Annotated in this window: 9 protein-coding genes; 5 read left to right on the plus strand and 4 right to left on the minus strand. The window is 58.4% G+C overall.

The genetic code is table 11. The features are described from left to right. The first annotated feature begins 76 nt into the window (after positions 1-76). Positions 77-1381: an isocitrate lyase gene (gene aceA, locus BHE81_RS24055; protein WP_004192658.1), complete on the plus strand. Its 1305-nt coding sequence runs from the start codon at positions 77-79 to the stop codon at positions 1379-1381. A gap of 102 nt (positions 1382-1483) precedes the next feature. Beyond that, complete coding sequence (gene aceK, locus BHE81_RS24060; RefSeq protein ID WP_023285706.1) at positions 1484-3268, plus strand: bifunctional isocitrate dehydrogenase kinase/phosphatase; 1785 nt, start codon at positions 1484-1486, stop codon at positions 3266-3268. 50 nt (positions 3269-3318) lie between these two features. Here the strand turns inward: aceK and iclR are convergent, their stop codons facing one another. After that, positions 3319-4149: a glyoxylate bypass operon transcriptional repressor IclR gene (iclR, locus tag BHE81_RS24065; protein WP_016946580.1), complete on the minus strand. Its 831-nt coding sequence runs from the start codon at positions 4147-4149 to the stop codon at positions 3319-3321. 194 nt (positions 4150-4343) lie between these two features. On the opposite strand from iclR, the gene metH reads away from it, so the two are divergent. Together metH and BHE81_RS24075 are read left to right on the plus strand one after the other, a co-directional pair. Continuing rightward, entirely contained in the window at positions 4344-8027 is a 3684-nt protein-coding gene (gene metH, locus BHE81_RS24070) for a methionine synthase (RefSeq protein ID WP_004151753.1), read from the plus strand. 129 nt (positions 8028-8156) lie between these two features. Continuing rightward, positions 8157-9788: a Na/Pi cotransporter family protein gene (locus BHE81_RS24075; RefSeq protein WP_002884582.1), complete on the plus strand. Its 1632-nt coding sequence runs from the start codon at positions 8157-8159 to the stop codon at positions 9786-9788. Positions 9789-9900: 112 nt separating this feature from the next. Here the strand turns inward: BHE81_RS24075 and pepE are convergent, their stop codons facing one another. After that, positions 9901-10590, minus strand: coding sequence for a dipeptidase PepE (pepE, locus tag BHE81_RS24080; RefSeq protein WP_004895000.1), 690 nt, complete (start codon positions 10588-10590; stop codon positions 9901-9903). 198 nt (positions 10591-10788) lie between these two features. Here pepE and rluF point away from each other — a divergent pair, with 198 nt between their 5' ends. Then, positions 10789-11664: a 23S rRNA pseudouridine(2604) synthase RluF gene (gene rluF / locus BHE81_RS24085; RefSeq protein WP_009309459.1), complete on the plus strand. Its 876-nt coding sequence runs from the start codon at positions 10789-10791 to the stop codon at positions 11662-11664. Here the strand turns inward: rluF and BHE81_RS24090 are convergent. After that, the gene (locus BHE81_RS24090; RefSeq protein WP_002884625.1) at positions 11661-11933 is read right to left on the minus strand and encodes a DUF3811 domain-containing protein; all 273 of its coding nucleotides are present in this window, start codon (positions 11931-11933) and stop codon (positions 11661-11663) included. The genes rluF and BHE81_RS24090 overlap by 4 nt on opposite strands. Positions 11934-12049: 116 nt before the next feature. Beyond that, positions 12050-12979 (minus strand): ketopantoate/pantoate/pantothenate transporter PanS, encoded by a 930-nt coding sequence (panS, locus tag BHE81_RS24095; RefSeq protein ID WP_002884627.1) that lies wholly within the window; start codon positions 12977-12979, stop codon positions 12050-12052. Between the last annotated feature and the right edge of the window lie 128 nt (positions 12980-13107).

Consider the following 13107-nt stretch of genomic DNA (forward strand, 5'->3'; position numbering starts at 1 on the left):
CCAGATGGTGTGGTTCGCCATTTAGTCCTTCACCTATGAGCCTGGGGAGCCAGGAAATTATATGGAGCATCTGCACATGAAAACCCGTACCCAACAAATCGAAGAATTAAACAAAGAATGGACGAATCCGCGCTGGGAAGGCATTACCCGTCCCTACAGCGCGGAAGAGGTGGTGAAGTTACGCGGCTCGGTGAATCCGGAATGCACGCTGGCGCAGCTTGGCGCGGCGAAACTGTGGCGTCTGCTGCACGGGGAGGCGAAAAAAGGGTACGTCAACAGTCTCGGCGCGCTGACCGGCGGCCAGGCCTTGCAGCAGGCGAAGGCGGGTATCGAAGCCATTTATCTCTCCGGCTGGCAGGTGGCGGCGGATGCTAACCTGGCGTCCAGCATGTATCCGGATCAATCACTGTATCCGGCCAACTCGGTACCGGCGGTGGTGGATCGGATCAACAACACCTTCCGCCGCGCCGATCAGATCCAGTGGTCAGCGGGAATTGAACCGAACGATCCGCGCTTTATCGACTACTTCCTGCCGATCGTGGCGGATGCAGAGGCCGGTTTTGGCGGCGTCCTGAACGCCTTTGAGCTGATGAAATCGATGATTGAAGCCGGTGCAGCGGCTGTTCACTTCGAAGATCAGCTGGCATCGGTGAAGAAGTGCGGCCATATGGGCGGTAAAGTGCTGGTTCCGACTCAGGAGGCGATTCAGAAGCTGGTGGCGGCGCGTCTGGCGGCCGACGTGATGGGGGTCCCGACGCTGGTCATCGCCCGTACCGATGCCGACGCCGCGGATTTAATTACCTCAGACTGCGATCCGTACGATCGTGAGTTTATTACCGGGGATCGCACCAGCGAAGGGTTCTTCCGCACCCACGCCGGGATCGAGCAGGCGATCAGCCGCGGGCTGGCCTACGCGCCGTATGCGGATCTGGTGTGGTGTGAAACGTCGAAACCGGATCTCGAGCAGGCGCGCCGCTTTGCCGAGGCTATCCATGCGCGTTTCCCGGGCAAACTGCTGGCCTATAACTGCTCGCCGTCGTTTAACTGGAAGAAAAATCTCGATGATAAAACCATCGCCAGCTTCCAGCAGCAGCTGTCGGACATGGGATACAAGTACCAGTTTATTACCCTCGCGGGGATCCACAGCATGTGGTTCAACATGTTCGACCTCGCCCATGCCTACGCTCAGGGTGAGGGGATGCGCCACTATGTTGAGAAAGTGCAGCAGCCGGAATTCGCCGCCGGGCCGGAAGGCTACACCTTCGTCTCGCATCAGCAGGAAGTGGGCACCGGCTACTTCGACAAGGTCACCACCATTATCCAGGGCGGTACCTCGTCGGTAACGGCGCTGACCGGCTCGACCGAAGAAGATCAGTTTTAAGCCATGCCCGGTGGCGCGACGCTGACCGGGCCTGCAAGAGGACGCAGGCCGGATAAGCGAGCGCGCCATCCGGCATGACGTGGCGCCGGATGGGGGAAAGCGATGACGCGTGGTCTTGAATTACTGATTGCCCAAACGATATTGCAGGGATTTGACGCGCAGTATGGGCGTTTTCTTGAAGTCACTTCCGGCGCGCAGCAGCGCTTTGAACAGGCTGACTGGCACGCCGTGCAGCAGGCGATGAAGCAGCGGATCCATCTCTACGATCACCACGTGGGCCTGGTAGTAGAGCAGCTGCGCTGCATCACCGAAGGGAAAAGCACCGACGTCGATTTTCTTCTGCGGGTGAAACAGCAGTACATCCAACTTTTACCGGATTACCCTCGCTTTGAAATTGCTGAGAGCTTTTTCAATTCGGTCTACTGCCGCCTGTTTGACCACCGCTCGCTGACCCCCGAGCGGCTCTTTATTTTCAGCTCGCAGCCCGAGCGACCCTTTCGTACCCTCCCGCGACCGCTGGCGAAAGATTTCTTTCCGGAACGCGGTTGGTCGCACCTGCTGGGTAAAGTACTGTCCGATCTGCCGCTGCGGCTACCGTGGCAAAACAAAGCGCGGGATATCGGCTATATCATTGCCAGTCTGCAGGAGGCGCTGGGGGAGGAACTGCTCGCCACCTGTCATCTGCAGGTCGCCAATGAGCTGTTCTACCGCAATAAAGCCGCCTGGCTGGTGGGCAAACTGGTCATGCCGATGGCGACGCTGCCTTTTTTGCTGCCGATCCACCGCAGCGAAGAGGGTGAGCTGTTTGTTGACACCTGCCTCACAACCCATGCCGAAGCGAGTATCGTTTTTGGCTTCGCGCGTTCCTATTTTATGGTTTATGCGCCGTTGCCCGGCGCGCTGGTGGAATGGCTGCGCGAGATCTTGCCGGGTAAAACGACGGCCGAGCTGTACATGGCGATTGGCTGTCAGAAGCACGCCAAAACCGAAAGCTATCGCGAATATCTACACTACATTACTCGCTGCGATGAGCAGTTTATTGAAGCGCCGGGTATTCGCGGGATGGTGATGCTGGTGTTTACCCTGCCGGGCTTTGACCGGGTGTTTAAGGTGATCAAGGACCGCTTCGCGCCGCAGAAAGAGATGACTGCCGCCCATGTGCGGGCTTGCTATCAGCTGGTAAAGGAGCATGACCGCGTCGGGCGGATGGCGGACACCCAGGAGTTTGAAAATTTCGTGCTGGATAAACGGCAAATCGCGCCGGCGCTGCTGGCGCTGCTGCAGGCGGAAGCGGGGAACAAACTCACCGATCTCGGCGACCGCATCGTCATCAGCCATCTCTATATTGAACGGCGAATGGTGCCGCTCAACCTGTGGCTGGAGCAGGTTAACGGCCAGGCATTGCGTGATGCGGTAGAAGAGTATGGCAATGCTATCCGCCAGCTGGCCGCCGCCAACATCTTTCCCGGCGATATGTTATTTAAAAACTTCGGCGTCACCCGCCATGGCCGGGTGGTGTTCTACGACTATGATGAAATCTGCTATATGACGGAAGTGAATTTTCGCGAGATCCCGCCGCCGCGCTATCCGGAGGATGAGCTGGCCAGCGAGCCGTGGTACAGCGTTTCGCCTGGCGATGTGTTTCCGGAGGAGTTCCGCCACTGGCTGTGCGCCGACCCGCGCATTGGGCCACTGTTTGAAGAGATGCATGCCGACCTGCTGCGCGCCGACTACTGGCGCGCACTGCAGATGCGGATTAAAAACGGCCATGTGGAAGATGTCTACGCCTACCGGCGCAAGCAGCGTTTTAGCGTGCGCTATGGCGCCGACAGTAGACCGGATAAGGTGTTTACGCCGCCATCCGGCAAGGTGCGCCGATCTGCCTGATGGCGCTACGCTTATCAGGCCTACTTAAAATGCCCTTCTGGGGCATTTTTTTATTTAACCCCGCCATACGCCAGCGTCACTTCCTTCGCCGCCTTGATCACCAGCGCGCCCAGCTCAGTCACCCGATCATCGGTCATACGCGAGATGGGGCCTGAGATGGAGATTGCCGCGAACGGTTCGCGATGTTCATCGTAAATGCAGGCGGCGACGCAGCGCAGGCCGAGCGCGTGCTCCTCATCATCGAAAGAGTAGCCCCGCTTGCGGGTCTGGGCTAAATCTTCCTTCAGATGCAGCGGGGAGACCAGCGTGGCATGCGTATAGGCATGCAGCCCTTTACGGTGCAGCAGACTGGTGACCTGCTCTTCGCTCAATTGCGAGAGAAACGCCTTCCCGGCGCCGGAAGCGTGCATCGGCAGTTTACCGCCGATTGGCGCCGACATCCGCATCAGCTGGGTGCACTGCACCTGATCGATAATGATCGCCTGGTGGTCGCTCTGGTCGAGCACCGCCAGATTCACCGTTTCACCGGAATCTTCCATCAGCTGGCGCAGGATCGGGTGGACAATGGCCAGCAGATTGCGGCTTTGTAGAAAGCTGCTGCCGACCACGAAAGCATGCGCCCCGACGGCCCAGTGACCCAGCTCGCCAACCTGGCGGACGAAGCCCAGCTGTTGCATGGTGGTCAGCAGACGGTGAGTCGTGGAGTTGGGCAGACCCGCCTGCTGCGCCAGTTCGGTCAGCGCGACGCTGCTGTGGGACTCGGCAATCCATTCGAGTAATTTCAGGCCGCGGGTCAGCGACTGAACCTGACCGCCAGCCTGCTGGGCAGTGGCAGCCGCGGGTTTTCTGCCGCGTTTCGCGGGAATGGGGGTAGTGGCCATCGCGAACTCCTTTTTCTGTATCGTGGAAATAATTTTCGTTTTATTTGGCAATAATGCAATCACAACCGGACTCATCGGAGGAGTGAAGCTGAACATGTCTCATATTGCCCGTTGTTGTCTTTTCCGCTCCGGTGGTTTATGCCAGTATGGTTTGTTGGCTATTTGGCCTGAGTCGAGCGTTGTCGGGAGCAAGTGTGAGCAGCAAAGTTGAGCAACTGCATCAGCAGTTAAAAGAACGTATTCTGGTTCTGGATGGGGGCATGGGCACCATGATCCAGGGCTATCGTCTGAGTGAGCAGGACTTTCGCGGTGAGCGCTTTGCTGACTGGCCGTGCGACCTGAAAGGCAACAACGACCTGCTGGTGCTCAGCAAACCCGAAGTGATCCGCGAGATCCACGACGCCTATTTCGAGGCCGGCGCGGATATCATTGAGACCAACACCTTTAACTCGACGACCATCGCGATGGCGGATTACCAGATGGAATCCCTGTCGGCCGAGATCAACTTTGCCGCGGCGAAGCTGGCCCGCGCCAGCGCCGACGCCTGGACGGCCCGCACGCCGGAAAAGCCGCGCTATGTCGCGGGCGTGCTTGGCCCGACCAACCGCACCGCTTCTATTTCGCCTGATGTGAACGATCCGGCGTTCCGTAATATTACCTTTGACCAGCTGGTGGCCGCCTATCGCGAATCCACCCGGGCGCTGGTGGAAGGTGGCGTGGATCTGATCCTGATTGAAACGGTATTTGACACCCTGAACGCTAAAGCGGCTATCTATGCGGTGAAAGAGGAGCTGGAGGCGTTAGGCGTTGACCTGCCGCTGATGATCTCCGGGACCATTACCGATGCCTCTGGCCGCACGCTTTCCGGACAGACCACCGAAGCCTTTTATAACTCGCTGCGTCACGCCGAAGCCTTATCGTTTGGTCTGAACTGCGCCCTCGGGCCGGACGAGCTGCGGCAGTACGTCCAGGAGCTGTCGCGCATTGCCGAATGCTACGTCACCGCGCACCCGAACGCCGGCCTGCCCAACGCCTTCGGCGAATACGATCTGGACGCCGACACCATGGCGACGCAAATTCGCGAATGGGCGGAAGCCGGTTTCCTCAATATCGTTGGCGGCTGCTGCGGTACCACCCCGGAGCATATCGCCGCCATGAGCCGGGCGGTAGCGGGCCTGCCGCCGCGTCAGTTGCCGGAAATTGCGGTGGCCTGCCGCCTCGCCGGCCTGGAGCCGTTGAATATCGGCGACGATAGCCTGTTCGTTAACGTCGGTGAACGAACTAACGTCACCGGCTCGGCGAAATTTAAGCGGCTGATTAAAGAAGAGAAGTACAGCGAAGCGCTGGACGTTGCGCGTCAGCAGGTGGAAAGCGGCGCGCAGATTATCGATATCAACATGGACGAGGGGATGCTCGACGCGGAAGCGGCGATGGTGCGTTTCCTTAACCTGATTGCCGGCGAGCCGGACATTGCCCGCGTGCCGATCATGATTGACTCCTCCAAGTGGGAAGTCATTGAAAAGGGCCTGAAATGTATTCAGGGCAAAGGCATCGTTAACTCGATTTCGATGAAAGAGGGCGTCGAATCCTTTATCCACCATGCGAAACTGGTTCGCCGCTACGGCGCCGCGGTGGTGGTGATGGCTTTCGACGAGGTTGGTCAGGCCGACACTCGCGAACGTAAAATAGAGATTTGCCGTCGCGCCTACAAAATCCTCACCGAAGAGGTCGGCTTCCCGCCGGAAGATATTATCTTCGACCCCAATATCTTTGCCGTCGCCACCGGTATCGAAGAGCATAACAACTACGCACAGGACTTTATCGGCGCCTGCGAAGACATCAAACGCGAGCTGCCGCATGCGTTAATCTCCGGCGGGGTCTCCAACGTCTCCTTCTCCTTCCGCGGTAATGACCCGGTACGTGAGGCGATCCACGCCGTATTCCTCTACTACGCGATCCGCAACGGCATGGACATGGGGATCGTCAACGCCGGTCAGCTGGCCATCTATGATGACCTCCCGGGCGAGCTGCGCGACGCGGTCGAAGACGTGATCCTCAACCGCCGCGATGACAGTACCGAACGGTTACTTGAGCTGGCGGAAAAATATCGCGGCAGCAAAGCGGACGACGGCGCGAATGCCCAGCAGGCGGAGTGGCGCACCTGGGAAGTGAAAAAACGCCTCGAATATTCGCTGGTTAAGGGCATTACCGAATTTATCGAACAGGACACCGAAGAAGCGCGTCAGCAGGCCGCCCGCCCGATTGAGGTCATTGAAGGGCCGCTGATGGACGGCATGAACGTGGTCGGCGATCTGTTCGGCGAAGGCAAAATGTTCCTGCCGCAGGTGGTGAAATCCGCCCGTGTAATGAAACAGGCGGTGGCCTACCTTGAGCCGTTTATTGAAGCCAGTAAAGAGCAGGGCTCCAGTAACGGCAAAATGGTGATTGCCACGGTAAAAGGCGACGTTCATGACATTGGCAAAAACATCGTCGGCGTGGTGCTGCAGTGCAATAACTACGAAATCATCGATCTTGGCGTGATGGTCCCGGCGGATAAAATTCTCAAAACGGCCAAAGAGGTAAACGCGGATCTAATTGGTCTTTCCGGGCTGATTACCCCATCGCTGGACGAGATGGTTAATGTGGCGAAAGAGATGGAGCGCCAGGGCTTTACCATCCCGCTGCTGATAGGCGGCGCGACCACCTCGAAAGCGCATACGGCGGTGAAAATCGAGCAGAACTACAGCGGCCCGACCGTTTACGTACAGAACGCCTCGCGCACCGTCGGCGTGGTGTCTGCGCTGCTCTCGGACACGCAGCGCGACGAGTTTGTCGCCCGCACGCGCAAAGAGTATGAAACGGTGCGTATCCAGCATGGGCGTAAAAAACCGCGTACGCCGCCGGTGACCCTTGCCGCCGCGCGGGAAAACGATCTGGCCTTTGACTGGGAGAGCTACACGCCGCCGGTGGCTCATCGTCTGGGAGTACAGACGGTGGAAGCCAGTATCGAGACTCTGCGCAACTACATCGACTGGACGCCGTTCTTCATGACCTGGTCGCTGGCGGGTAAATATCCGCGCATTCTGGAAGATGAAGTGGTAGGGGAAGAGGCGCAGCGCCTGTTCAAAGATGCTAACGAGCTGCTGGATAAGCTGAGCGCAGAGAAAACCCTGAACCCGCGCGGCGTGGTGGGTCTGTTCCCGGCCAACCGCGTGGGCGACGATATTGAAATCTATCGCGATGAAACCCGCACCCACGTGCTGACGGTGAGCCATCATCTGCGCCAGCAGACGGAGAAGGTCGGCTTCGCCAACTACTGCCTCGCCGATTTTGTCGCGCCGAAGCTGAGCGGCAAGGCGGACTACATCGGCGCCTTCGCCGTGACCGGCGGCCTGGAAGAGGACGCGCTGGCGGACGCCTATGAAGCGCAGCATGATGACTATAACAAGATCATGATCAAGGCCATCGCCGATCGCCTGGCGGAGGCCTTTGCCGAGTATCTGCATGAGAAAGTGCGCAAGGTTTACTGGGGATATGCGGCCAATGAGAACCTCAGCAATGAGGAGCTTATTCGCGAGAACTACCAGGGGATCCGACCGGCGCCGGGATATCCGGCCTGTCCGGAGCATACCGAAAAGGGGACCATCTGGCAGCTACTGGACGTCGAAGCCCATACCGGCATGAAGCTCACCGAATCGTTCGCCATGTGGCCGGGCGCATCGGTTTCCGGCTGGTACTTCAGCCATCCGGATAGCAAGTACTTCGCCGTGGCGCAGATCCAGCGCGATCAGGTCGAAGATTACGCGCTGCGTAAAGGAATGACGCCGGCGGAGGTCGAGCGCTGGTTAGCGCCTAATCTGGGCTATGATGCGGACTAGTCGTCATCTTTCCTTACAACAAACAAGGCGCTCTGTGAGCGCCTTGTCTCTTTATTGAGGTTAACCCCTTATACTGAGATAGGTTCCTGAACTTCGGAAAACCTATAACGATAAGGAGAAGCTGATTCCGTGTTAACTCTGCTACACCTGTTGTCCGCGGTTGCTCTGCTGGTGTGGGGCACGCATATCGTGCGTACCGGGGTGATGCGCGTCTATGGCGCTCGCCTGCGTACCGTTCTCAGTAGCAGCGTAGAGAAAAAGCCGCTCGCCTTCTGCGCGGGTCTTGGCGTGACTGCGCTGGTGCAAAGCAGTAACGCCACCACCATGCTGGTGACCTCATTTGTCGCCCAGGATTTAGTGGGTCTGATGCCAGCGCTGGTGATGGTGCTGGGGGCCGACGTCGGGACGGCGCTGATGGCGAGGGTGTTGACCTTCGACCTGTCGTGGCTGTCGCCGTTGTTGATATTTATCGGGGTGATTTTCTTCCTCGGCCGCAAGCAGACCCGCGCCGGGCAGCTTGGACGGGTGGGGATTGGTCTGGGGCTGATCCTGTTGGCCCTCGAGCTGATTGTCCAGGCCGTACACCCCATAACCCAGGCGAACGGTGTGCAGGTGATTTTCGCCTCGCTGACCGGCGATATCATGCTGGATGCTTTGATTGGCGCCGTATTTGCAATCATTAGCTACTCCAGCCTGGCGGCGGTGCTGTTAACGGCGACGCTGACCGCGGCGGGAGCGATCTCTTTCCCGGTGGCGCTGTGTCTGGTGATTGGCGCCAACCTGGGATCGGGGCTGCTGGCGATGCTTAACAACAGCGCGGCGAACGCGGCGGCGCGCCGGGTGGCGCTGGGCAGCCTGCTGTTTAAGCTGGTGGGGAGTCTGATTATTCTGCCGTTCGTCCATCCGCTGGCCGCGGCGATGCAAAAGCTGCCGTTGGCCGAGTCCGAGCTGGTTATCTACTTCCACGTCTTTTACAACCTGCTGCGCTGCATCGCGATGGTGCCCTTTGCCGGACCGATGGCGAAGCTGTGCCAGCGTCTGATCCGCGATGAGCCCGAGCTGGATAACCATCTCAAACCCAAGCATCTCGACCCGTCGGCGCTGGACACCCCGGCGCTGGCGCTGGCCAATGCCGCGCGTGAGACGCTGCGCATTGGTGACGCGATGGAGCAGATGCTGGAGAGCCTGCACAAGGTGATGCATGGCGAACCGCGTCAGGAGAAAGAGCTGCGCCGTATGGCGGATGATATCAACGTACTTTACACCGCTATTAAGCTCTATCTGGCGCGAATGCCAAAGGATGAGCTGGCGGAAGAGGAATCCCGGCGCTGGGCGGAAATTATTGAGATGTCGTTAAACCTCGAACAGGCGTCCGATATCGTCGAGCGAATGGGCAGCGAGATCGCCGATAAATCGCTGGCGGCGCGGCGCGCCTTCTCGGTAGAAGGGTTAAAGGAGCTTGATGCGCTGTACGATCTGCTGCTCAGCAACCTGCAGCTGGCGATGTCGGTCTTCTTCTCCAGCGATGTGCCCAGCGCCCGCCGCCTGCGGCGCAGCAAACACCGGTTCCGCATTCTTAACCGCCGCTACTCGCATGCGCACGTTGACCGTCTGCATCAGCAGAACGTGCAGAGCATCGAAACCAGTACGTTGCACCTGGCGCTGCTGGGGGATATGAAGCGTCTGAACAGCCTGTTCTGCTCGGTGGCTTACAGCGTGATGGAGCAGCCGGATGAAGACGACGAACGAGATGACTACTGAGCCATTCCCCGGCGGCGCTGTACTAACCGGGGTTTTGCGTTTGGACGTTCCGTTGAGGCAGCCCGGATAAGGCGCAATGCGCCGCTATCCGGGAAACGTTAGCCACCCAGGCTCAGAAGCGGTGGCCCGCAGGCAGGGTTATCGCTTCTTCCCCCGCTTTGAACAACAGCGTCGGGTTCGGGCCACCGAGCGTCGCGTGACCATCGGTGACCTGGATCCAGTTTCCTTCCGGCAAACCAATCACCGTTAATTCCGGCGCCACGACCAGCAGTTCGCGGATACGCTGTTCGCGGGTTTCGCCCTGATGCCCGGTCGGCAACGCGTTGGTGAAGTGCGGGTTAATCTGTAGCGGGAACAGCCCCAGCGCATCAAATCCCTGCGGATCGACAATCGGCATATCGTTGGTGGTGCGAATGGTCGGGCAGGCAAGGTTTGAACCTGCACTCCAGCCGATATACAGCGCCCCGCGTTTGACGACATCGACAATCGGCGCCAACAAACCGCGACTGCGGCACTCTTTCAACAGCTGGAAGGTGTTCCCGCCGCCGACGATCACCATCTCGGTGCTTTCAATGGCGGCGATAGGGTCGTCGACGCTGTGGATACCGGTTACGCTGACCGCCATGGGCGCCATAACCGCAGCCACTTTGGCCGTATAATCATCCCAGGATTGCGTCACGCCAGCGAAGGGGATGAATACCGCCTTACGGCGGCCTTTGACCTGACCGGCAATCAGCGGCAGGGCGTGTTCCAGCCAGGCTTTCCCCGGCAGCGTGGAGTTACTGAGTAACAGCAGTTCCATCTTTTCTTCCTGTTTTAAAAATATTATTGAAGCAGAAATTCTAGCATCGCCCCCATACCGACGCGCTGATATGGCGCATGATGTGGGTAAGCGGAATGCTGTTCACAAGCCCGACGAAGCTTCTGGATAATGAATCACACAATCCAGGTTTTTTCTCGCCCACAAGGTAGGGTATATTTCGCTTTTACAGGAGAATCTATGCTGCCCGACTCATCAACCCGATTAAACAAATACATCAGTGAAAGCGGCATCTGCTCGCGTCGCGAAGCGGACCGCTTTATTGAACAAGGCAACGTCTTTATCAATGGCAAGCGCGCCACGATTGGCGATCAGGTGAAGCCTGGCGATTTAGTCAAAGTGAACGGACGGTTGATTGAGCCGCGCGAAGCGGATGATCTGGTACTGATTGCGCTGAATAAGCCGGTCGGCATTGTGAGCACCACCGAAGATGGCGAGCGCGACAACATTGTCGATTTCGTCAATCACAGCAAGCGTATCTTTCCTATCGGCCGTCTGGATAAAGATTCTCAGGGGCTGATCTTCCTCACCAACCATGGCGATCTGGTGAACAAGATCCTGCGCGCCGGCAACGACCATGAAAAAGAGTATCTGGTCACGGTCGATAAGCCGGTAACCGATGAGTTCATTCGCGGCATGGGCGCGGGGGTACCGATTCTCGGGACCGTGACGAAAAAATGTAAAGTGAAGAAAGAGGCGCCGTTCGTTTTCCGCATCACCCTTGTGCAGGGGTTAAACCGCCAGATCCGTCGCATGTGCGAGCACTTTGGCTATGAAGTGACGAAGCTTGAGCGTACGCGGATTATGAACGTCAGCCTGACGGGGATCCCGCTGGGAGAGTGGCGCGATCTGACCGATGACGAGCTGATCGACCTGTTCAAGCTGATTGAAAACTCCTCTTCCGAAGCGAAGCCGAAAGCCAGGCCGAAGCCTAAAGCGGCGACCCCCGGCATCAAGCGCCCGGTAGTGAAAATGGAAAATAGCAACGATAAGGGCCGCCCGGCTGGCAACGGGAAACGTTTCACCCAGCCGGGACGTAAAAAGAAAGGTCGTTAACGCCTGCCGCGGGTCGGCGTATTCGCCGACCAGGAAAAGGTCGCTTCCTTGTCCGTTTTGTAAGCCTGCTGTTTTCTCACCTGGCGGGCTTTCTTCGCTTCCGCTTCGCGCTGCGCCATCAGCTTATCGATATATTCCTTTTTTACGCTGTTCGTTTCCGCATTGCTCAGCGGGCGGCCGTGCGCGATACGCGCGCGGTCCAGCAGCGTTTTCAATTCGCGCTGTTCGCGCTCGGTCATCTCTTTTTGTGTAATACGGGGGAGTGCCATGGTGGTGCCCTCAGTCAGACCAGAGCATCCAGTGTACGGCAATGAATATTTTACTGATAGCCTGTATGGCAACTAAAGCAGGCACACGCCCGGGCCTGCGCCCGGACGTATCACGCTCAGCGCTTGTCGGCTTTTTTGGCGATGGGCTTTCCTGACCAGTACCCGGCCAGCAGCGAACCGGACAGGTTATGCCAGACGGAGAACAGCGCGCCTGGCAGCGCCGCCAGCGGGCCAAAGTAAATTTTACCCAGCGCGGCCGCCAGGCCGGAGTTCTGCATCCCCACCTCGATCGCCAGCGTACGGCAGGTGGATTCATCAAAACCAAACAGACGTCCGCCCCAGTACCCGCCAAGCAGACCAATAGTGTTATGCAGGATCACCGCGATAATCACCACCAGGCCGACGGAGGCGATATGGGCGGCGGAACCCGCCACCACCGCGCTGATGATCGCCAGAATGCACACCATCGAGAAGGCAGGCAGGAACGGCTCTACCGCTTTCACCACCTTCGGCAGCAGATGATGGACAATCAGTCCCAGCGCGATGGGAATGACCACAATCTGCAGAATGCTGAGCAACATGCCCATGACGTCGACCTGAATATGCGCGTCGACGTACAGACGGGTGAGCAGCGGTGTCGCCACGACGCCGACGAGGGTGGAGACCGAGGAGATGGTTACCGACAGCGCCACATCCCCTTTGGCAAGAAAGATCATCACGTTGGAGGCGGTCCCGCTGGCGACGCTGCCGACCAGCACCATCCCGGCGGAAAGCTCCGGCGGCATATGAAACAGCAGCGCCAGCAGCCAGGCGGCGAGCGGCATCACCAGATAGTGCAGAAATATCCCCGCAGCGACCGGCGCCGGACGCGACAGGACGCGTTTGAAATCCTCCAGCTTCAGATGCACGCCCATACCGAACATGATCAGCATCAGCAGGGTGGTGACCCATGGGCCAATTGGGGTGAAGGTTGTGGGAGTGTAATAGGCCAGAACGGAGAGCAGCAGTGCCCATAACGGGAACAGCCGCGTCAGAGTTGCGAGCATGTTGTGTTCCTTGCGATACGCGAACCGGGCCGCGCCATCCCGATGGGCGGCGAGCAGGTCAGCTGGTTGTGTTGATGTTGTTATAAAAAAGCCGGGTTCGAGCCCGGCTATAGGTATTGTTTATCGTG

It is taken from the genome of Klebsiella sp. AqSCr (genome assembly GCF_008452795.1).
GTDB lineage: Bacteria > Pseudomonadota > Gammaproteobacteria > Enterobacterales > Enterobacteriaceae > Klebsiella > Klebsiella pneumoniae.